This window comes from Rhodococcoides sp. S146-33 (assembly GCF_059489205.1).
The window spans coordinates 1,778,819-1,798,047 of the sequence record NZ_JCAJWY010000001.1 but is presented as its reverse complement, the minus strand read 5'-3'; the positions used below and the strand labels follow the sequence as shown (position 1 = coordinate 1,798,047).

At 66.5% G+C, this 19,229-nt stretch carries 20 protein-coding genes; 8 read left to right on the top strand and 12 right to left on the bottom strand.

Annotated features, from left to right (window positions below; all coding sequences use genetic code 11):
- Positions 1 to 180: 180 nt before the first annotated feature.
- Genes AC5WEY_RS08710 through thiO form a run of 3 tightly spaced genes read right to left on the bottom strand, consistent with a single transcriptional unit; the run spans position 181 to position 2,205 of the window.
- Positions 181 to 933 (bottom strand): thiazole synthase, encoded by a 753-nt coding sequence (locus AC5WEY_RS08710; RefSeq protein ID WP_495645489.1) that lies wholly within the window; start codon positions 931 to 933, stop codon positions 181 to 183.
- Positions 926 to 1,141, bottom strand: a complete 216-nt coding sequence (gene thiS / locus AC5WEY_RS08705) for a sulfur carrier protein ThiS (RefSeq protein WP_057476568.1) — start codon at positions 1,139 to 1,141, stop codon at positions 926 to 928. The genes AC5WEY_RS08710 and thiS overlap by 8 nt, the downstream gene beginning before the upstream one ends.
- Positions 1,138 to 2,205 carry a glycine oxidase ThiO gene (thiO, locus tag AC5WEY_RS08700; RefSeq protein ID WP_495645562.1) on the bottom strand — a complete coding sequence of 356 codons (1,068 nt, stop codon included), beginning with the start codon at positions 2,203 to 2,205 and terminating at the stop codon, positions 1,138 to 1,140. The genes thiS and thiO overlap by 4 nt, the downstream gene beginning before the upstream one ends.
- 158 nt (positions 2,206 to 2,363) lie before the next feature.
- On the opposite strand from thiO, the gene thiE reads away from it, so the two are divergent.
- Positions 2,364 to 3,056: a thiamine phosphate synthase gene (gene thiE / locus AC5WEY_RS08695; protein WP_495645488.1), complete on the top strand. Its 693-nt coding sequence runs from the start codon at positions 2,364 to 2,366 to the stop codon at positions 3,054 to 3,056.
- Between the two features lie 19 nt (positions 3,057 to 3,075).
- On the top strand, positions 3,076 to 3,885 hold the full coding sequence (locus tag AC5WEY_RS08690; RefSeq protein ID WP_495645487.1) for a lipase family alpha/beta hydrolase: 810 nt from the start codon (positions 3,076 to 3,078) through the stop codon (positions 3,883 to 3,885).
- On the opposite strand, the gene AC5WEY_RS08685 is transcribed toward AC5WEY_RS08690, so the two are convergent.
- From AC5WEY_RS08685 to AC5WEY_RS08670, 4 genes are all read right to left on the bottom strand, one after another.
- Entirely contained in the window at positions 3,875 to 4,687 is an 813-nt protein-coding gene (locus AC5WEY_RS08685; RefSeq protein ID WP_495645486.1) for an ABC transporter permease, read from the bottom strand. The genes AC5WEY_RS08690 and AC5WEY_RS08685 overlap by 11 nt on opposite strands.
- Positions 4,684 to 5,625 carry an ABC transporter ATP-binding protein gene (locus AC5WEY_RS08680; RefSeq protein WP_495645485.1) on the bottom strand — a complete coding sequence of 314 codons (942 nt, stop codon included), beginning with the start codon at positions 5,623 to 5,625 and terminating at the stop codon, positions 4,684 to 4,686. The genes AC5WEY_RS08685 and AC5WEY_RS08680 overlap by 4 nt, the downstream gene beginning before the upstream one ends.
- Positions 5,622 to 6,713, bottom strand: coding sequence for a LolA family protein (locus AC5WEY_RS08675; protein ID WP_495645484.1), 1,092 nt, complete (start codon positions 6,711 to 6,713; stop codon positions 5,622 to 5,624). The genes AC5WEY_RS08680 and AC5WEY_RS08675 overlap by 4 nt, the downstream gene beginning before the upstream one ends.
- 72 nt (positions 6,714 to 6,785) lie before the next feature.
- Positions 6,786 to 7,622, bottom strand: coding sequence for an NUDIX hydrolase (locus tag AC5WEY_RS08670; protein ID WP_495645483.1), 837 nt, complete (start codon positions 7,620 to 7,622; stop codon positions 6,786 to 6,788).
- Between the two features lie 86 nt (positions 7,623 to 7,708).
- Here AC5WEY_RS08670 and AC5WEY_RS08665 point away from each other — a divergent pair, with 86 nt between their 5' ends.
- From AC5WEY_RS08665 to AC5WEY_RS08655, 3 genes are read left to right on the top strand one after another with little or no spacing between them, the layout of a single operon-like run.
- Entirely contained in the window at positions 7,709 to 9,013 is a 1,305-nt protein-coding gene (locus AC5WEY_RS08665; protein ID WP_235581593.1) for a GlnX family signal transduction membrane protein, read from the top strand.
- A complete protein-coding gene (locus AC5WEY_RS08660) occupies positions 9,010 to 9,981 on the top strand; it encodes a glutamate ABC transporter substrate-binding protein (protein ID WP_495645482.1) in 972 nt (323 codons plus the stop codon). Before AC5WEY_RS08665 ends, AC5WEY_RS08660 begins: the two co-directional genes overlap by 4 nt.
- 11 nt (positions 9,982 to 9,992) lie before the next feature.
- A complete protein-coding gene (locus tag AC5WEY_RS08655; protein WP_495645481.1) occupies positions 9,993 to 12,416 on the top strand; it encodes a serine/threonine-protein kinase in 2,424 nt (807 codons plus the stop codon).
- A 10-nt stretch (positions 12,417 to 12,426) separates the two neighbouring features.
- Here the strand turns inward: AC5WEY_RS08655 and AC5WEY_RS08650 are convergent, their stop codons facing one another.
- Entirely contained in the window at positions 12,427 to 13,611 is a 1,185-nt protein-coding gene (locus AC5WEY_RS08650) for an acetate kinase (protein WP_495645480.1), read from the bottom strand.
- Positions 13,608 to 15,734 carry a phosphate acetyltransferase gene (gene pta / locus AC5WEY_RS08645; RefSeq protein WP_057476579.1) on the bottom strand — a complete coding sequence of 709 codons (2,127 nt, stop codon included), beginning with the start codon at positions 15,732 to 15,734 and terminating at the stop codon, positions 13,608 to 13,610. The genes AC5WEY_RS08650 and pta overlap by 4 nt, the downstream gene beginning before the upstream one ends.
- 94 nt (positions 15,735 to 15,828) lie before the next feature.
- Between pta and AC5WEY_RS08640 the strand changes: the two genes are divergently transcribed.
- Positions 15,829 to 16,341: a nitroreductase/quinone reductase family protein gene (locus AC5WEY_RS08640; RefSeq protein WP_495645479.1), complete on the top strand. Its 513-nt coding sequence runs from the start codon at positions 15,829 to 15,831 to the stop codon at positions 16,339 to 16,341.
- Positions 16,342 to 16,352: 11 nt separating this feature from the next.
- On the opposite strand, the gene fgd is transcribed toward AC5WEY_RS08640, so the two are convergent.
- The 3 genes from fgd to AC5WEY_RS08625 all read right to left on the bottom strand — a co-directional run bounded on the left by fgd (position 16,353) and on the right by AC5WEY_RS08625 (position 17,998).
- Positions 16,353 to 17,366 (bottom strand): glucose-6-phosphate dehydrogenase (coenzyme-F420), encoded by a 1,014-nt coding sequence (fgd, locus tag AC5WEY_RS08635; RefSeq protein ID WP_495645478.1) that lies wholly within the window; start codon positions 17,364 to 17,366, stop codon positions 16,353 to 16,355.
- A 63-nt stretch (positions 17,367 to 17,429) separates the two neighbouring features.
- Positions 17,430 to 17,762, bottom strand: a complete 333-nt coding sequence (locus tag AC5WEY_RS08630) for a YidH family protein (RefSeq protein ID WP_495645477.1) — start codon at positions 17,760 to 17,762, stop codon at positions 17,430 to 17,432.
- Positions 17,759 to 17,998, bottom strand: a complete 240-nt coding sequence (locus AC5WEY_RS08625; RefSeq protein ID WP_495645476.1) for a hypothetical protein — start codon at positions 17,996 to 17,998, stop codon at positions 17,759 to 17,761. The genes AC5WEY_RS08630 and AC5WEY_RS08625 overlap by 4 nt, the downstream gene beginning before the upstream one ends.
- A gap of 100 nt (positions 17,999 to 18,098) precedes the next feature.
- Here AC5WEY_RS08625 and AC5WEY_RS08620 point away from each other — a divergent pair, with 100 nt between their 5' ends.
- Entirely contained in the window at positions 18,099 to 18,566 is a 468-nt protein-coding gene (locus tag AC5WEY_RS08620) for a nuclear transport factor 2 family protein (RefSeq protein ID WP_495645475.1), read from the top strand.
- The gene (locus AC5WEY_RS08615; RefSeq protein WP_495645474.1) at positions 18,566 to 19,132 is read left to right on the top strand and encodes a TetR/AcrR family transcriptional regulator; all 567 of its coding nucleotides are present in this window, start codon (positions 18,566 to 18,568) and stop codon (positions 19,130 to 19,132) included. The genes AC5WEY_RS08620 and AC5WEY_RS08615 overlap by 1 nt, the downstream gene beginning before the upstream one ends.
- The last annotated feature ends 97 nt before the right edge of the window (positions 19,133 to 19,229 follow it).

The following is a 19,229-nucleotide window of genomic DNA, read 5'->3' as shown; positions in this document are numbered from 1 at the left end:
CCAACACCGACCGGAATCAACATCCACCTGTCTCAGACAGGTTGACAACTACCGATTCGCCCTCGTATTCGCCACTGTTCCGCGCGCGTTTCGCAAACGCGCGCGCGTTTGCGAAGACCGGGACCGGGACTGAGACCAGGCCGGGATCAGGACTGGGACCGAGCTAGGCCGACGCACCGCTCACATCGGCGAGCTTGCCTGCGCCCAGAATCGTTTCGGGATTCGTCCCGCGTGTCGGGCCTCGTAGCCCGCGGCCACCGCGTGTCGCATCGCCGACGCCATCAGCGCGGGATCCTTGGCCCGGGTCACCGCGGTCGCGAGCAGCACTGCGTCGCAGCCGAGTTCCATCGCAAGGGTGGCGTCGCTGGCCGTACCGATGCCCGCGTCGAGGATCACCGGTACCGAGGCGGCGTCGACGATCATCTCGATGTTGTGCGGGTTGGCGATGCCGAGGCCGGTGCCGATGGGTGAGCCGAGCGGCATGACGGCCACGCAGCCGATGTCCTCGAGGCGCTTGGCCAGTACTGGGTCGTCGGTGGTGTACGGCAGCACCTGGAAGCCGTCGTCGACGAGTTGTTCTGCGGCTTTGACCAGTTCGATGGCGTCGGGCAGCAGGGTCCGCTCGTCGGCGATCACTTCGAGTTTGACCCAGTCGGTCTCGAGCGCCTCGCGGCCCAGCTGCGCGGTGAGCACTGCCTCGGCCGATCCTCGGCAGCCTGCGGTGTTCGGCAGCGGCGCGATGTTCAACCGGCGCAGCAGATCCAGGACTCCCGTCCCACCGGCGGCGTCGACGCGGCGCATCGCAACGGTGGTCAGTTCGGTTCCGGACGCGACGAGGGCTTCCTCGAGTACCGCGAGATTGGCCGCTCCCCCGGTGCCGGTGATGAGCCGGGAAGTTAAGGTGCGATCGGCGATGGTGAGTGCGCTAGCCACCCTGAACCGCCGTGAGAACGTCGATGGTCCAACCCTTTTCGACGTCGGTGGTGTCCCATCGACTCTTGGGCAGCACGGCACCGTCGACGGCAACGGCTATACCCTTCTCCGGCATGCCCAGGAATTCGAGCAGCCGACGCACGGTCATGTCCTCGGTGAGCAGATGGTCCTCGCCGTTGACGGTGATACCGATGGCAACCTGGGTCATGGTGTCCTTTCGATCTGTGAGCTGTAGATGTGCAAGAACCGTTCGGGATCAGCAGCTTTCGCCTCGGGTAATTGCTCACCCATGATCAGCGCGGCAACGGCGTCGGCGGTGATGGGGGCGAGCAGGATGCCGTTGCGGCCGTGGCCGGTAGCGACGACCACCTGGGGAGACAGCCTGCCGATGATCGGTAGTCCGTCCGGGCTCATGGGCCGCAGTCCGGCGGCGGTTTCGTACAGTTCGTATTCGCCGATACTCGGCATGAGCCGTTCGGCGTCGGCGATCAGGTCACGCACCCCCGCTACGGTCACCTGCGTGTCCTCACCGGATTCGTATTGTGTTGCGCCGACGACCAATCCGTCGCCGCGCGGCACCAGGTAGATCGCTCTTCCGTGCACGGTTCCGCGAACGGTGCGAGATGGCGGTGGCGCAGCGCTCGGTCGACGACGCAGCCGCAGGATTTCGCCCTTGACCGGACGGACGGGCAACGTGGGCCACAGCGCCGCCGACTGCGCACCGGCGGCCAGGACCACCTGATCGGCGTCGGGGATGGCGTCGACCGAGGTTGCCACGAACTCCACCCCGGCGTCGACACACCCTTGCTCGAGCGCGGCAACGAGGGCCCTGTTGTCGACAGAAAGCTCGGTCGGTGCCAACAATCCGAGCCGAATGTTCTGCGCCAGTGCAGGTTCGAGCTCCCGCAGCTCTGCTCGACCGAGAATCTGCAGTTCGTGACCCTGCTCGCCCACCCACTCGGCAACGGTCCGCAGATCGGCGGCATCCGCGGAATCGAGGGCAACCGTCACCGATCCGGTCGCGGAGAACACCGAGGGGCCGGGCAGGCGCTCGGCGAAGTCCGGCCACCGCTCCAGCGAGGCGGCACCGAGGTGCAGGAGTTCGTGTTCGCCCGGCCACCCCTCGGACAACGGGGCCAGCATGCCGCCCGCCACCCAGGACGCGCCCTTGCCCAGAGCTGGATCGTGCACGGCCACTCGGTGACCGTCCCGGCTCAGGCGGTGCGCCGTCGACAGCCCGATGACGCCTCCGCCGATAACGACGATGTACACGCGATTCACGTCCTCACTCCCTGCGCCCGCATGATCGGGTTCAGGTATTGACGGTAAGGGCGGCGAACCCACTCTCAGCCCCACGATCCTCGGGACTCCCGCGATATCTCGGCCACTCCGTCGTCGGTGGCGGCCACCATGAGAATACAGTTCGTTTCGTGCATCCATCTCAGACCGCCCGCAATCAGACTCCCCGTGAGCGTCTTGCGTCCGCTCGCCTGTACTTGTGTACCGATGCCAGGCGCGACAAGGGCGATCTCGCGCAGTTCGCCGAGGCCGCATTGTCCGGTGGCGTCGACATCATTCAGCTGCGCGACAAGAACTCCGCCGGAGAGCGCGAGTTCGGTCCGCTCGAAGCCAAGGACGAGCTCGCTGCGCTGGCAATTCTGCTCGCCGCGACCAAGCGGCACGGTGCGCTGCTGGCGGTCAACGATCGCGCGGATCTGGCGCTGGCCTCCGGCGCGGAAGTGCTGCATCTCGGTCAGGGCGATCTGCCCGTGCACTATGCCCGCCAGATCCTGGGTCCGGATGTGGTGATCGGCCGCTCGACGCAGAACCGGGCCCAGTCCTCGCTCGCCGCGATCGAGGACGGCGTCGACTATTTCGCGGTCGGGCCGGTGTGGCCGACGCCCACAAAGCCCAACAGATCGGCCGCCGGCCTCGAGACTCTGCGGGCCACCGCGGACGCGCTGCCCGAGCGGCCGTGGTTCGCGATCGGCGGAGTCGACGCCACCAACGTGGATCAGGTCAGAGCAGCCGGTGCCGACCGCATCGTGGTGGTCCGCGCCATCACCGAAGCTCGGGACCCACAGGCAGCCGCTCGCGAGCTGGTCCAGGCTCTGCAGGTCTAGCCGGGGCACACTGGACGGGGTGTTCTCCTCCCTGGCCCCGGCCCGCCGTCGTCTCGTGTTCGTTGTGCTCGCCCTTGTCCTGGTGGGGGTCGTCGCGGCCGTGGCGGCATTCGTCGCTTCGCGCGTCACGAGCGATCCCGTGGCGAGCGTCGACCAATCCGTGCCGGGCCCGGTGCTGCTGGTCCCCGGTTTCGGCGGTTCCACCGATGCGCTCGACGTGCTCGCGGCCGGGCTGCGCGAAGACGGACGCGACGCGACCGTGGTGGCCCTGCCCGATGGTGGCGTCGGCGATCTGACCGTGCAGGCGCAGACGCTGAGCGACGCGGCCGATGAGGCTCTGAACCGCACCGGGGCAACCTCGGTCGACGTCGTCGGATATTCGGCCGGCGGTGTGGTGGCCCGGATCTGGGCAGCCGACCTGGGCGGTGCCGAGCAGGCCCGGCGCATCGTGACGCTCGGCTCCCCGCATCACGGCACCCAGGTGGCGGGGCTGGCGGCTCAAGTTCTGCCCGACCGATGCCCGACGGCCTGTCAGCAGCTCGCCCCGGACAGCTCCGTGCTCGCCGCCCTGAATTCCGGCGACGAGACTCCGGAGGGGCCGCAATGGGTGTCGATCTGGACCCAGGTGGATCAGGTGGTGACCCCGCCCAATTCGGCCGAACTCGACGGGGCCATCGACATTCCGGTGCAGAGCGTGTGTGGAGATTCCACCGTCGATCACGGAAACCTGCCCCGCGATCCTCTCGTCGCTGCAATGGTGTCCGCCCAGCTCGGCAGCAGCTCCACCACCCAGCTCGGCGCGGCCGATTGCAGCCGTCTCAGCTCGTGATGTCCTTGGTCGTGAAGTTGGCCCATGCCGCGCCCAGAAGGACGACGACGTAGACGCCCTGCAGGCCGACGCCGCGGACCAGGTCCCGCGTCGGCACCGGGTCGCGGAAGAGATCGACGAAAGCCAGCCAGTACCGCGTCGGCAGGTAGGGCGCGATGGCGTCGGCCGCATCCAGGGTCAGCAGCAACGAGCTGGCGATGAGGAAGGCCAACGCGCCCAGCGTCGCGGCGAGCGGGGAGTCGGTCAGGGTCGAGAGGAACAACCCCATGGCAGCGACTCCGAGCATCGACAGCGTCACGTAGAGCACAGCGATGACGGTGCGTGCGGCGACCTGTTGATCGGTCAGCACCGTGCCCGAGACGCTGGCGACGCCGGCCAACGACGTGGTGTCGAACAGAGTCGTCCCGACGAAGTATGCGACGGCGGCCACGATGACCACCGCCAGTAGCACGAAGGCGGCCACCGAGATGAGCTTCGCCACCAGTAGCTTCGTCCGTCCCACCGGACGGGCCAGCAGGTAGCGCAGGGTGCCGGCCTGTGCCTCCCCGGCGACGGAATCGCCGGCAATGACCGACACCGCGACGGGCAGGAACAGCGGAAGCACTATCGCGAGCGCAGCGAGCGGGAAAAGCTGGCCGTTGGTGGTCACTGCGGAGAGAAAGGCGGGACCCTCTCCCGGGCGCGGGCCCACATCGGTCAAGGCCAGTAGGCCCGCGACGATGGTGGGCAGCAGGTTGAGCAGCAGGATGACGACCCAGGTGCGGGGTCGGCGAAGCATCGCGCGCAGCTCGACGCCGATCATGCGGTCACCTTCTTCCGGGCGGAACCGTCGACCCGGTCGGCACTGGCGCCGGTGACGGCCAGCACGGACTGCTCCAGACTCATCTGCTGCGTCGTCAGCTCGCTCACCCGCACCCCACCGTCGACGAGCAGTCGATTGAGCAGGGCCGAGTCGGGGTGTTCGATCACGAGTTGCTGCCCGTCACGCTCGAGCACGGTGGCGTTCTCGACTTCAGCGAGCACGGTGACGGCCTCGGCCGGGTCCAGGGTGGACACGAGTACTCGACCGGTGGGCTGCTGGAACGCGGAGAGCTGATCCTGCAGAACGAGGCGACCCCGATCGAGCACGCCCACTCGGTCGCACAGTTGTTCCACCTCGGCCAGCAGGTGGCTGGACAGGAACACCGTGGTGCCCCGGGCGTGCAGGCCCAGCAGCAACTCTCGAATCTCCAGGATTCCCTGCGGGTCGAGACCGTTGGTCGGCTCGTCGAGTATCAGCAGCTCGGGGGTGCGCATGAGCGCCGCAGCCAAGCCGAGACGCTGCCGCATGCCGAGCGAGTACTGCTTGACCGGTCTGCGTCCCACCCCCGCGAGGCCGACCTGCTCGAGGGCCTCGCCGACCCGGGCAGTCCGGGTGCGCCGGGCACCACCCGGCCCGGCCGCGTCGAGCAGCGTGAGGTTCCGGCGTCCGGAGAGATTGGGGTAAGCGGCGGGGTTCTCGATCAGCGCGCCCACCCGCGGCAGCACGCTCGTGCGACGCCGCGGCATCTCCTCGCCCAGCACCTGCATCTGCCCGGAGGTGGCCAGGACCAGGCCGAGCAACATCCGCACGGTCGTCGTCTTGCCGGAGCCGTTCGCACCGACGAAGCCGTAGATGTCGCCGGCGCGCACGTCGAGGTCGACGCCGTCCACCGCCCGCACCGATCCGTAACTCTTGGTCAGGCCGCTCGTGCGAATCATGTGGCTGCTCCTTCGAGCTGCTGGGCGGCGGTGCTCAAGGTTTCCGGGGTGACGGTGCCGGAGAGCAGGTAGCGCCGCCGGTCGGCGCTGGGCTCGGTGATGAGGACGTTGAGCGGCCCGATCGACAGCGCGACGCTGCTGCCGGTCACGACTGCGCCCGGGGCTTCCCGCAACTGGTCGACGAGTCCGCGTGCAGCGCGGCGCGGCAGCGGAGCGGCGATCAACTCGGTCACTCCGCGGCCGTAGATTCCCACCGCGCCCTGGCCGTCGCGGTCCCCCAGATCGAGTCCCGCCAGAGTCGGAGGAAGACCGGCGGAGTCGATCCCGTCGGCGAACGAGGCGATGTCGAGCCCGTCCTGTTGCTGCACATCGGTTCCCGGCGGTGGGACGAAACGCACGGTGTCGGCGTCGGGGGTCGCGGAGGAGAAGTCGAGGAACGCGGTGCTGACGATGGGTCGAGTGGCCCCGTCGCCCAGCACGTCGACCTGCAGCGGCAACCCGCTGTCGGGGTCGATCCACACGTCGACCTCGGTGACGGTGCTCTGTGGCTCGCTGGGAGTCACCCGGAGGCCAGGGGCGTCCCGGCCGGCGATCCGGCGATCCGGCAGCCGGGTGACCTCGTCGGCGCTCGCTTCGCTGAGCAACCGCTGCCCCAGCTCCGGGGGGAGAAGGTCGGCTTCGCGAGGCAGCCGCAGGCTCGGCTCGGGGACCGGTGTCACCACTGCCGTGTTCTGTTCGTAGTCCCATTTCCACAGCCGAGCCGGGCTCCGATAGAGGCCACGCTCACCGGCGAGACGCACGGTGTCGACGCGCCAGCTGTCCGGGCCGCGATACCAGGCGCGCAGGGTCGTGGTGTCGCCCAGCAGATCCGGAAGGCCCCCGAGTCCGTCGGTCACCGGCAGGGTGACACCGCCAACCGCCTGGGCGTAGCCCGAATACGGGGTCGCAGTGGAGGACTGGACTCGGGAGAGCAGGTCGGCCGCGGCGATGTTCGACGCGTCGACGGGCCAGCGCTCGATCACCGAGGGGGTGGCCAGGAGCAGAGCGATGCCGAGCACCACTGCCGCCCACCGCCACTTGTCACGCACTCTCTCGACCGTACGGACGTACTCTGTGTCCTGCATGTGAGCAGGACCGACCAGCTCTCGAACGCAGGCTCTCTACAGCCAGCCGAGGACGGTCGACGGCGTCAGCACCTGCACCGAATCGGGGAGCCGGTCGCGCAGCCCGCGGTCGGCGGTGACCAATGCCGTCAGATCTCCGTCGAGTCGGGCCTGATCGGCCAAGGTGTCGTCGCCGCTGCCGTCGGCGAGAATCGTCGGGGTGCGTGGGTCGTCCACCACTGCGCTGCGTGCCTCGCCTTCGAGGACGGCTTCGATTCTCGTGAGCCACCCGTATTGGCCGCCGGGCAGTTCGACGGTGCGCGGCAACGTCTCGGCGAGCGAGGTGAGCAGTGCGCCGGTCGATCCGGCGCGGTCCTTCCACCAGCCGTTCGGTCGTGAACCGAGCACGTTGGCGGTGTCCAGCAGTACCCGGAGCGGCACGGTGCGCAGCCCCGACCAGCTCGACGCGAACCCCGGATGCAACGGAAGATCGGCGACGATCGATTCCGGTACCCAGCGCAGTTCGGTGCTCTCACCGTTGGGGACGGTGGTCAGTGGATGATCGGTGTCGGCGACGACGGTGGTGTACGACCAGCCGCTCGCGACACTCGCAGTGACCCGTTCGCTCCGAACGCACAGCTGTTCGGCAGCGATACCGGCTTCCTCGTGCGCCTCGCGTACGGCCGCGTGCTCGGTGCTCTCGTGCGAGTCACGCGCGCCGCCGGGCAGCGCCCACGTTCCGCCCTGATGACTCCACAGGGCGCGGTGCTGCAGCAGCACGAGTGGTTCTCCGGTGTTCGACGGTGCGCGAAGCAACAGTCCGGCAGCCCCGTGCTTTCCCCAGTGCCGAGAACCGTCGTCACCGATCACCCAACCGTCCCCGTCACCTCGCATGCTCACCACCCTAGGGGAATCATCCGCCCGTAGTGACTGCGCTGTAGTGCCTGCAGTACCGCCCGCCTGCTTATATGCTCGGTGACGTGATCGCGGCCGGCATTACCCCCTCCGCTGCCGTGCCTCCGACAACGGCCACTCCCGTCGGTGCCGTTACCGGCAAGCCCCCGGTTCGCTACACGATGCGTTCGACGCCTGCGCGGTTGGTAGCGATGGGCACCGCGCTGGTGGTGTTGGCGTTGACGGTCGGAAATCTGGCGTCCACGGCCGTCACCGAGCGGGTGGATACCCTGGGCACACTGCTGGTGCGGACCGAGCCGTTCGCGAACTCGGCGCAGAATTTGTACGGGGCCCTCTCGGTGGCCGATTCTGCTGCCGCAACCGCGTTCATTGCCGGCGGTCTCGAGCCGGCAGAAGTACGCGATCGGTACTCGCAGGCACTCGGCGAGGCGTCGTCGGAGCTGATCGCCGCCTCGGCCGGAGTGACCGAGAACGACGAGGCCACCAGCGCGGTGCTGACACAGATCGCCGCCGGACTGCCGGTCTACAGCGGTTTGGTCGAGACGGCCAGGGCCAACAACCGAACCGGAAACCCGGTGGGGGCGGCCTATCTCGGTGAGGCCTCGACCATGATGCAGACAACTCTGTTGCCACTGGCCGAAAAGCTGTACACCGAGCAGGCATCACGAGTGTCCGCCGATCAGGAACGGTTCACCAGCCCGCCGTTCTTCGCAATCGGGTCGGTGGTGTTCCTGCTGCTGATGACCGGCCTGGCTCAGTGGTACCTCTCGCGCACCACGCGTCGAACGTTGAACGTCGGATTCCTCGGTGCCACAGCCGCTGTCGTCGGTCTGCTCGGCTGGATGCTGGTGGTGGGACTGATCTCCTCGATCGCCACCGACCGTGCGCTCGATCGCGGTGTCGCTCCGCTGAAGTCGTACACGACGGGTTTCATCCTGGCGCAGCAGGCCAGGGCCGACGAGACCCTCGATCTCGCCCGTCGCGGCGGCAGTCAGGACTACGGACAATCGTTCGACGCCAACGTCTCTCGCATGTCCGAGATGTTCCAGGGTGATACGGCGGTGATCGACGCGCTGAACACGTGGTCCGGTTCGCATGCCCGAATCGATTCCGCCCTCGAAGTCGGCGACTTCAACGGAGCGGTCGCCATCGCCACCGGAACAGCAGAATCCGATTCCGCCGCCGCCTTCAACGCCTTGGACACTGTTCTGGTCGACGGAATAGAGAATGCGCGAGCCGAACTGCGCTCCAACATCGACCGCTCGGTAGGAGTGTTGTCCGGCCTGTCCAACGGTGCGTACGTGCTCACCGTCGTCGCCTCGGTGGCGTTCGGTGTCGGCCTGTTCCCGAGGCTGCGTGAGTACCTGTGAAGCGCCTGCTCGCCATCGGCATCCTGGCCACTGCCCTGCTGGTCGGCTGCACTCCGCCGGAAAACCCAGCGCCGCAAGTGGATACGACGTTCACCGAACCGCCGCTACCGGACGGCGCATCCGTGGCCGCTCGCCCCACCGAGACCTCGGCCGACGACGAGTGCGCCCGCCCCACCGCCAGCCTGCGCCCACTGCCGACTGGCACAGACGCTCCGCCGGTACCACAACCGACCATCGACGCACTGCGCGCGAAGGGCCGCTTGGTCGTCGGACTCGACACGGGCAGCAACCTTTTCAGCTTCCGTGATCCGATGACCGGTCAGCTGGTCGGGTTCGACGTCGATATCGCGCGGGAGATCTCGCGCGACCTCTTCGGTGATCCGAATCGGTTGGACTTTCGGATCCTGTCCTCGGCGCAGCGACTGGAAGCCCTGCAGGATTCCTCGGTGGACATCGTGGTCAAGACCATGACCATCACGTGCGCTCGCCGTAAGGACGTGCAGTTCTCCACGGTGTATTTCCAGGCGCAGCACCGGATTCTGGTGGTGCAGGGTTCTGGCATCCGCGACATCGGCGACCTGGCGGGCAAACGAGTCTGCGCCGTCGAGGGCACCACCTCACTACGACGACTGCAGCGAGTGCAACCCGCAGCGACCGTGGTCACCGTGCCGATGTGGTCGGATTGCCTTGTGGTACTGCAACAACGACAGGTCGACGCCATCAGCACCGACGACGCCATTCTGGCCGGTCTGGCTGCGCAGGACCCGTACCTCGAGATCGTCGGCGACAGCCTGAGCCCGGAGCCGTACGGGGTCGGCATCAATCGAGAGAGCGAGGATCTGGTGCGCTTCGTCAACGGTACGTTGGCCCGCATCAGGTCCGACGGAACCTGGAATCGCCTCTACAACCGATGGCTGACGGTCCTCGGCCCCTCCCCCGGCCCGCCGACCGCGTCGTACAGCGACTAGGGGCTCACATCATGGACGACGACGAACAGCAGCCCACGGCCCCGGCGGAACGAACACAGGCGGTCGCGCGCGCCGACGACAGCGAGCGCACCCGAGCAGTATCGAGAACACCGGTCGGAGCGAACACCGACGGACCCTCCGAAACGGACGGGGTCGAGCGCACTCAAGCCGTCTCGCGGTCGCCGGTCGGCGACCGGAACCCGACATCTACTGCTCATTCTGCTTCCACCCGTTCGAAGACGGGCCGCGCGAGATCCGGCCGATCGCGCAGCACCGGCCTTCGACGTCGACTCGGCGGCGGGCTGGTCGATGTCCCCAGGGTGGAGCCGGTCGATCCCGAAACTGCGGTGATGTCGGATCCGACGGTGCCGCAACACAAGCGGTTCTGCTGGAAGTGCAACGCCAAGGTCGGCCGCACCGAGCCCGGCGAGCCCGACATCGCCAAGGGTGTATGCCCGCACTGTGGCACCACGTTCGACTTCACGCCCCTGCTCGAGCCGGGCGATCGAGTGGTCGGCCAGTACGACGTCCAGGGTTGTATCGCGCACGGCGGCCTGGGCTGGATCTACCTCGCCATCGACCGCAACGTCAGCGACCGGTGGGTGGTGCTCAAGGGACTACTGCACTTCGGCGACGAGGAAGCCCACGCGGTCGCGGTCGCAGAACGTCAATTTCTGGCCGAGGTAGCGCATCCCGGCGTCGTCAAGATCTACAATTTCGTCGAGCAACCCCGCAGCGACGGGTCGACCGTCGGCTTCATCGTCATGGAATACGTCGGTGGACGGTCGCTGCGAGACATCCTCGGTACCTGCGACGGAGGCCGGATGCCCGTCGAGCAGGCACTCGCCTACGTCTTGGAAGTGCTTCCTGCACTGGGCTACCTGCATTCGATCGGCCTGGTCTACAACGACCTCAAGCCCGAGAACATCATGGTCTCCGACGACCAGATCAAACTCATCGACCTCGGCGCGGTAGCGGGTATCGAGGACTACGGCTACCTGTACGGCACGGTGGGCTACCAGGCCCCGGAGATCGTGAAGACGGGGCCGACGGTGGCGTCGGACATCTTCACTGTGGGTCGCACGCTCGCGGTACTGACGCTGGACATGCCCTCGAAGAACGGCAAGTACCTCGACGGCCTGCCGTCGGTCGAGGATTCCGAAGTGCTGCAGCAATTTCCGTCGCTGCACCGACTCCTGCTGCGAGCGACTCACGAGAACCCCGCTCGACGGTTTCGGTCCGCGGACGAATTCGCCGGGCAGGCGACCGGAGTGCTGCGCGAGATCCTGGCCATCCGAACCGGCGTCGAGCGTCCCGGCCTGTCGACCGTGTTCAGCCCGCCCCGTACCACTTTCGGAACCGAGCAGTCGGTGGGCCGTACCGACACCTACGTGGACGGCACGGTCCGCAACGAACGAATGACGGCTACCGAAGTTGTTGCGGCGCTACCTGTTCCACTGGTGGACCCCAACGATCCGAGCGCGCCCCTGCTCGCGGCGGCGGTGCACGTAGAACCGCGACAGACCCTGGACTCGTTGCAGCACGCCAAACGCAACGGCATCGAACGCATCTCCGCGGGCGCGGACAAGAACTCGGATTCCACGCCCTCGTCGTCTCCTGTCGAGCTGGGGGTGGAGATCACCCTTGCCGAGGTCAAAGCCAATCTGGATCTGGGGAACGTCGTCGAGGCCACCGAGATTCTGACCAAGGTGCAGTCCGAGGACCACACCGCCGATCCGTGGCGGGTGCAGTGGTATGCGGGCCTGATCGCCCTGCTGCATCACGAATACGCTTCTGCGTTCACCAGTTTCGACAACGTGCTCGGGGCGATGCCCGGAGAGCTGGCACCCAAGCTCGCTCTCGGTGCGACCTCCGAATTGCTCGGCCATGTCGCCGCGGGCCGAGCCGACGAAGCCGAGAAATGGCGTGCCCGAGCCGAGGACCTCTATCGAGCTGTCTGGCGCACCAACCGAGGCATCGTGAGCTCGGCGTTCGGGTTGGCCCGGCAGCTGCAGCGCCGCGGCGATCAGACCGGAGCCATCGCCGCTCTGGATCAAGTGCCGATCAGCTCACGGCACTACTCGATGGCGCGCATGACCAGCGTGCTGACGCTGCTGATGGATCGCTCGCGAGCCGAACTGTCCGAGGCGGACTTCCGTTCCGCTGCACGCCGAGTTGCGTTGCTCCCCAAGGCGGAGAGCCGGGCACTGCAGATGCGGACGCTGGTACTCGCGATGGCCCTGGACTGGATCGTCTCCGGCCACGCCGCCACGGCCGAACGCGAACCGATTCTCAGCGTCCCGTTCACCGAGGACGGATTGCGGCGTGGCACCGAGAAGGGGCTGCGGGCATTGGCCCGTAACGCCACCGATCGCGCGCACCGCTTCTCATTGGTCGACCTGGCGAACGCGATCCGGCCCCGATCCCTGTTCTAGGTTCCCTGTTCTAGCCGCGTACCAGATCGTCCGTCGCCCGAGCGATCGCCAGCTCCTCGTTGGTCGGCACCACCAAGACGGTCACGGTCGACGAGTCGGTCGAGATGACCCGAGCCTGCTTGCTGCGCAGCGCATTACGCTCCGGGTCGATTTCGATACCGAATCCCTCGAGGTTTGCCAGGGCGTCGGCACGCACGGCGGCCGCATTCTCGCCGACACCGGCGGTGAACGTGACGACATCGAGTCGGCCGAGTCCGAGCATGTACGCACCGATGTATTTGCGCAGTCGGTGGATGTAGACGTCGTAGGCCAGCCGCGCGGAGGCGTCGCCGTCGTCGATCCGTTGCTGCAGTTGCCGAAAATCGTTGACCCCGGACAACCCGATCAGTCCGGAACGACGGTTCAGCAGGGCATCGATGTCGTCGACGCTCATGCCGGCGCTGCGGCGCAGATGCAGGATGACGCCGGGGTCGATGTCGCCGCTGCGGGTCCCCATGACCAGACCCTCGAGCGGAGTCAGGCCCATCGAGGTGTCGACTGCTTTGCCCCCGGCAACCGCGGAGGCCGAGGCTCCGTTGCCCAGGTGCAGCACGATCTGATTCAGGTCCGCGAGATCGCGGCCGAGGAACTGCGCCGCCTGATCCGAGACGTAGTGGTGCGAGGTGCCGTGGAAGCCGTAGCGCCTGATGTCGTGCTCGGCGGCGACGGTCGCATCGATGGCATAGGTCGCGGCGGCGTCGGGCAGCGAATGGAAGAAGGCCGTATCGAAGACTGCCACGTGCGGCACGTTCGGCAGCTGCTTCCTGGCGACCTCGATGCCGAGTACGTTCGGCGGGTTGTGCAGAGGCGCAAGACTACTCAGGTCCGAGATCTGCTGCACTACGGCGTCGTCGATGATCGTCGGACGGTAGAACACCGTACCGCCATGGACGACGCGGTGCCCGACGGCAGTGACGTCGGAGCCCAGTTCGATGCCGGCGTCGGCGAGCATCTCGAACGCCAAAGCGAGACCGGCGCCGTGATCCTCGATGTGCTGGGTACGCTCGATGCTCTCACCACGATGGTCGAGTTCGACGCGGCCGTCGGATTCACCGATACGCTCGACGAGACCGCTGGCCAGCGACTCACCGGAGGCGGGGTCGACAAGTTGGAACTTGACCGACGACGACCCGGAGTTGACTACGAGGATGCTCACGATTCGCTGTTCTCCTTGGCCGAGTCGGCAATTCCTTGCGCCTGAATAGCCGTGATGGCAACGGTATTGACGATGTCCTCGACGAGTGCGCCGCGCGAGAGGTCGTTGACGGGTTTGCGCAGGCCCTGCAGAACCGGCCCGACGGCCACGGCACCGGCGCTGCGCTGAACAGCCTTGTAGGTGTTGTTGCCGGTGTTGAGGTCCGGGAAGATGAACACCGTCGCGCGGCCGGCCACCTCGGAGTCGGGCAGCTTCGACGCGGCGACGGACGGCTCGATCGCCGCGTCGTACTGGATCGGACCTTCCACGAGTAGCTCCGGATTTCGTTCGCGCACAATGGCAGTGGCCTGTCGAACCTTGTCCACATCGGCTCCGGAACCGGATTCTCCGGTGGAGTAGGACAGCATGGCCACCCGCGGCTCGATGCCGAACTGGGCCGCAGTCTGCGCCGAGGACACGGCGATGTCGGCGAGCTGCTCGGCCGTCGGGTCCGGTACGACGGCGCAGTCTCCGTAGGCGAGTACGCGATCCGAGAGGCACATCAGGAAGATCGACGACACCGTCGACACTCCTTCGGTGGTCTTGATGATCTCGAACGACGGCTTGATGGTGTGCGCGGTGGTGTGCGCCGCACCCGAGACCATGCCGTCGGCGATTCCCTTGTGCACCATCATCGTTCCGAAATACGAGATGTCGGCCATGATCTCGCGGGCCCGCTCGATCGTCATGCCCTTGTGCTTGCGCAGCTCGGTGTATTCGGCCGCGAAGTCCTCGGTGTACTCGCAGTTGTTGGGATCGAGGACGGTGGCTTTGTCGAGGTCGACGCCCAGTTCCGACGCCCGTCGGCGAATGGGACCCTCCTCACCGAGGATCGTGAGGTCCGCAACCTGACGCTGCAGCAGTCGGCCGGCAGCCCGAAGGATGCGGTCGTCGCCGCCCTCTGGGAGGACGATGTGCTTGCGGTCGGCGCGGGCTCGGTGGATCAGCTGGTACTCGAACATCTGCGGCGTCGTGATGGTGGGGATGGCGATGTCCAGCCGTCCCAGCAGGGTTTTCGCGTCCACTCGCTGTTCCATCAAACCCAGTGCGGTGTCGACCTTGCGCTGCGAACCCACCGCAACGCGGCCACGGGTCTGCGCCGCGGCAGAGGCAGTGTCGAACGTGCCGAGATCGGTGGTGAGGATCGGCAGCCGGGGGCCGAGTCCGGCCACCAGACGTGCAATGGCCGGATGGGGCTCGATGCCGCCGTTCATGATGATGCCGGCCAGCGACGGAAAGCCGTCGGCCTCATGGGCATTGACCAGGGCGAGCAGCACGTCCGATCGGTCCGCGGGCGCGATGACGACGACGCCTTCGGTGAGGCGCTCGAGGATATGTTCGGCAGTCATGCCACCGACCATGACCCGCAACGCTTCTCGCTGCAGCAGCGACGAATCACCACTGTAGAGAGTGCCGTCGACGGCGTCGAGCAGCTCCGCCATGGTCGGGGCGACGAGGAGAGGGATCTCCGGCAGGCTCCATGCCGGCACCCCGACCGACGCCAAGGCATCGGTGACCGCATCGAGATCGTCAGGGGCACAGCGGTTTGCCACGATCGCGGCCAGGTGGGCGTGATGTTGCCGTAGTTCGGCCTGGCACAGAGCAGCCAACTGCGCGATCTCGTCGGGTGTGCGGTCCGACCCACGCAGTGCGAGCAGCACCGGTGCACCGAGATTGACGGCGATCCGCGCGTTGAAGCCGAGTTCACTGGGGCTGCCGACATCGGTGTAGTCGCTGCCCACGATCACTACGGCGTCGCACTGGGCAGCAACCTCGTGATAGCGATTGACGATCTCGCTGAGCGCTGCGTCCTGATCTGTGTGCACCTGCTCGTAGGTCACGCCGAGCGACTGCTCGTAGGTGAGGTCTGCGGTGGTGTGCTCGACGAGAAGTTCCAGAATGTAATCGGGTTCGTCCGTGGAGCGAGCGATGGGCCTGAACACCCCCACTCGGGCGGCCGTCGCGGCGAGCATCTGCAGCACACCCAACGCAATGGTGGATTTACCGGAGTCGCCTTCCGGTGACGCGATGTAGATGCTGGAGGGATACATGTCCGACGCGTCGGTCCCGCTGGGCTCAGCCATGGTCAACAGCTTAGTGGTGGTCGTTCCGCAGGCTCCACTCCTGCTTAGTGGTTGGGGTGTTGACACCGGGCGCAGTCCGGTTGTCCTATGAACCATGGCCGATTCACCGTTCCCGGACGTGCGCTGGGGCAGCGAGACCTCCTTCATCCGCAAGCCCGCCGTCAAGTTCGCGTCGACCAAGCCCGGTTCCTGGGTGATCAGGAATCTTGCGGGCGTCGACCGCTGGCTGTTGACCAAATCCGACGGCCGGTTCACTGTCCTCGGCCCCATCGCGGCACCGGTGGTGTTGCTGACCACCACCGGCCGGAAATCCGGCAAGCCGAGGACGAGCCCGCTGCTGTACTACCGCGAGGGCGACAAGATCTTTGTCGTCGGATCCAACTTCGGTCAGCAACATCACCCGGCGTGGACGTCGAACCTCCTTGCCGATCCGAAGGCCGTTGTGGCCATCGGCGGCAAAAAGATTCCGGTGACGGCCACCCGCATCACCGGCGACGAGAAGGCCCGCATCTACCGACAGTTCGACGCGATGGTCGAGGTGTACGGAGAGTACGAGAACAGGACCGACCGAGACATGCGGATGTTCGCACTCTCGGCCGATCTCTAGTCTCCTGAGCCTCAGCCGAGCTTGCGCAGGCGCGGTGCCAGATCCTTCTCGAACAGTTCGAGGAACCGCTTCTGATCGTGCCCGGGCGCGTGGAACACCAAGTGGTTCAGGCCCGCATCGGTGTACTGCTTGACCTTTTCCACGGCCTCGTCCGGGTCCGAGGCGACGATCCAGCGCTTGGCGACCTGCTCGATGGGCAGCTCGTCGGCGGCCTTCTCCATCTCGATCGGGTCGTCGATCGAATGCTTCTGCTCGGGCGTCAGCGACAGCGGGGCCCAGAAGCGGCAATTCTCCAGTGCGAGTTCGGGATCGGTGTCGTAGCTGATCTTGATCTCGATCATCTTGTCGATCTTGCTCGCATCGCGCTCGGCCTTGCCCGCGCCCTCTTCCACGGCCGGGAGCAGCTTGTCGGTGTAGAGCTCCATGCCCTTGCCCGAGGTGCAGATGAATCCGTCGCCCGCGCGTCCTGCATACCGCGCGACGACGGGTCCGCCGGCCGCGATGTAGACGGGAATGCCGCCCTCGGGGACGTCGTAGATCGACGCGCCCTTGGTCGTGTAGTACTCGCCCTCGAAGTCGACGCGGTCGCCGAGCCAGAGCTCGCGCATCAACCGCACGGACTCACGGAGGCGCGCGAATCGTTCCTTGAACTCCGGCCATTCGCCGGTGAACCCGGTGGCAATTTCGTTGAGCGCCTCACCGGTACCCACCCCGAGCATGATGCGTCCGGGATACAGGCAGCCCATCGTCGCGAATGCCTGGGCGATGACCGACGGGTTGTAACGGAACGTCGGCGTGAGCACCGAGGTACCGAGCTGAATCGTCTTCGTGCGCTCACCGACCGCCGTCATCCAGGCCAGGGAAAACGGCGCATGCCCACCCTCGTGTCGCCACGGCTGGAAATGGTCGCTGACCGTCGCGGAGTCCATTCCGTGCTGCTCGGCGAGCACACCGAGCTCGACCAACTCACGCGGCCCGAACTGCTCCGCCGATGCCTTGTACCCCAGCTTGAGACCCTGCGCCACGCCGAACTCCTGTCGTTGGTCGTCTAGTACTTCGATTGTGCACCTGCGGCGGCGGGCAGTGCGCTACTGGATCCCCAGAACGGTGACCACTGCAGCCAATACGGCCACCGCGCCGATACCGATCGCGAAGATCCACAGGTCCCGAGACTCCGGCATCGATGCACCGTTCTCCAGAGCATCACGAACACGCATCCACCGCCGCAGGCCGATGATCGGTGCCGCGGCGGCGAGTGCAATCAGAATCAGGCCGAGGGCCGTCCGCACCCACCCGGTACTGAAATCGGGAACCAGATGGACGATCGCGATTCCGCCGGCCAGCAATCCGAGCGAGGTACGCAGCCAGGCGAGAAAGGTGCGTTCACTGGCCAGTGTGAACCGCTCGTCGGGGCGGGTCACGCCCGTGCTGTCATGCGCTCGCGAATCAGACGGGCAACCAATTCAGGATGGTCAGGGGTGAAAACCGGCGAGATGCGGCGGATAGTCAACACCACTGCAGTGTCCTTCTTGGGACGCATCACGTCCAGCGGAAGCCACTGATCGATCGTCGACGCACCCCACAGTCGCCACGTCCGCTCCCGGAACTCGAGTTCGAGCAGACCCTGTCGGCCGGATCGCACGCTGCGCGAGGCCATCAGCAGTCAGGAGAAGCCATTGGCTCCGCCTGTACCTTTTGGTACAGTGTGTATCGATCAGTACAACTTGCACGCCCGACTGCTTCGATAGGAGCCCCACATGTCGCGTCCTCCGCTTCCGCCGTTCACCGAGGCCACGGCCATCCAGAAAGTCCGCGCCGCCGAAGACGCATGGAACACCCGCGACCCCGAGCGCATCTCTCTCGCGTACAGCGAAGACAGCTGGTGGCGTAACCGCTCGACCTTCGTTCGAGGCCGCGCCGAGATCGTGGAGTTCCTCACCGACAAGTGGGACCGCGAGCTCGACTACCGGCTCATCAAAGAGCTGTGGGCATACACAGGCGACGTGATCGCCGTCCGCTTCGCCTACGAGTATCGTGACGTGACCGGCCAATGGTTCCGCGCCTACGGCAACGAGAACTGGCACTTCGACAAGGACGGACTGATGACGCACCGCCACGCGAGCATCAACGACGTCGCCATCACGGAGTCCGACCGTAAGTTCTTCTGGGATGCATCCGGCCCCCGTCCCGCCGACCACGCCGGCCTGAGTGACCTCGGACTGTAATGGCCCGAACTGTCCTCGAACGCTCGGATGCGGTCCGAGCCCTCGCCGACGTGTTCCGCAAGCGCGGGTTCGAGAGCGGCTCTCTTTCCGTCATCCAGCAGGAGACCGGGCTCGGCCGCGGCAGCCTCTACCACTTCTTTCCCGCAGGAAAGACGGACATGGCCCGTGCGGTCCTCGAGCAGGTGGGCACGTGGTTCGAGGAACAGATCTTCGTTCCCCTACGCACCACCGAGAACACCACGAGTGCGATCGAAGCGATGTCACGGGAGGTCGCCGACTACTTCATGTCCCGCGACAGCGTGTGCCTGTTCGCGGCGATCACGCTGGGTCAGGAAAAGGCAACATTCGCCGAAGCGGTCCGGAACTACTTCACGGACTGGGTGGACGCTCTCGCCGTGGCACTGCAACGAGGCGGGCTCTCGACCCAGGAGGCGGCAGCCCGTGCCTTGGACGCGGTCGCAACGATTCAGGGCGGACTGATCCTGGCCCGTGCCTACGGCGACCACGCGACCTTCCCGCGGATCATCGACCGCACCGAACAGCGCCTGCTCGCCCCCGCTCCCTGAGCGGGCTCTCGCGGTTGACCGGTTGGCCGCCCCTCGCACACTCCACGCGACCGAGCCCCGGCCTCGCCTTGTTCGTGGGCACACCGATGACGGCAAA

Excerpts from the sequence above, each read along its gene's own strand:
- thiS (WP_057476568.1), bottom strand. The coding sequence starts at position 1,141 with ATGACCCAGGTTGCCATCGGTATCACCGTCAACGGCGAGGACCATCTG.
- AC5WEY_RS08685 (WP_495645486.1), bottom strand. The coding sequence starts at position 4,687 with ATGATCGGCGTCGAGCTGCGCGCGATGCTTCGCCGACCCCGCACCTGG.
- AC5WEY_RS08680 (WP_495645485.1), bottom strand. The coding sequence starts at position 5,625 with ATGATTCGCACGAGCGGCCTGACCAAGAGTTACGGATCGGTGCGGGCG.
- AC5WEY_RS08670 (WP_495645483.1), bottom strand. The coding sequence starts at position 7,622 with ATGCGAGGTGACGGGGACGGTTGGGTGATCGGTGACGACGGTTCTCGG.
- AC5WEY_RS08655 (WP_495645481.1), top strand. The coding sequence starts at position 9,993 with ATGGACGACGACGAACAGCAGCCCACGGCCCCGGCGGAACGAACACAG.
- pta (WP_057476579.1), bottom strand. The coding sequence starts at position 15,734 with ATGGCTGAGCCCAGCGGGACCGACGCGTCGGACATGTATCCCTCCAGC.
- AC5WEY_RS08640 (WP_495645479.1), top strand. The coding sequence starts at position 15,829 with ATGGCCGATTCACCGTTCCCGGACGTGCGCTGGGGCAGCGAGACCTCC.
- AC5WEY_RS08625 (WP_495645476.1), bottom strand. The coding sequence starts at position 17,998 with ATGGCCTCGCGCAGCGTGCGATCCGGCCGACAGGGTCTGCTCGAACTC.
- AC5WEY_RS08620 (WP_495645475.1), top strand. The coding sequence starts at position 18,099 with ATGTCGCGTCCTCCGCTTCCGCCGTTCACCGAGGCCACGGCCATCCAG.
- AC5WEY_RS08615 (WP_495645474.1), top strand. The coding sequence starts at position 18,566 with ATGGCCCGAACTGTCCTCGAACGCTCGGATGCGGTCCGAGCCCTCGCC.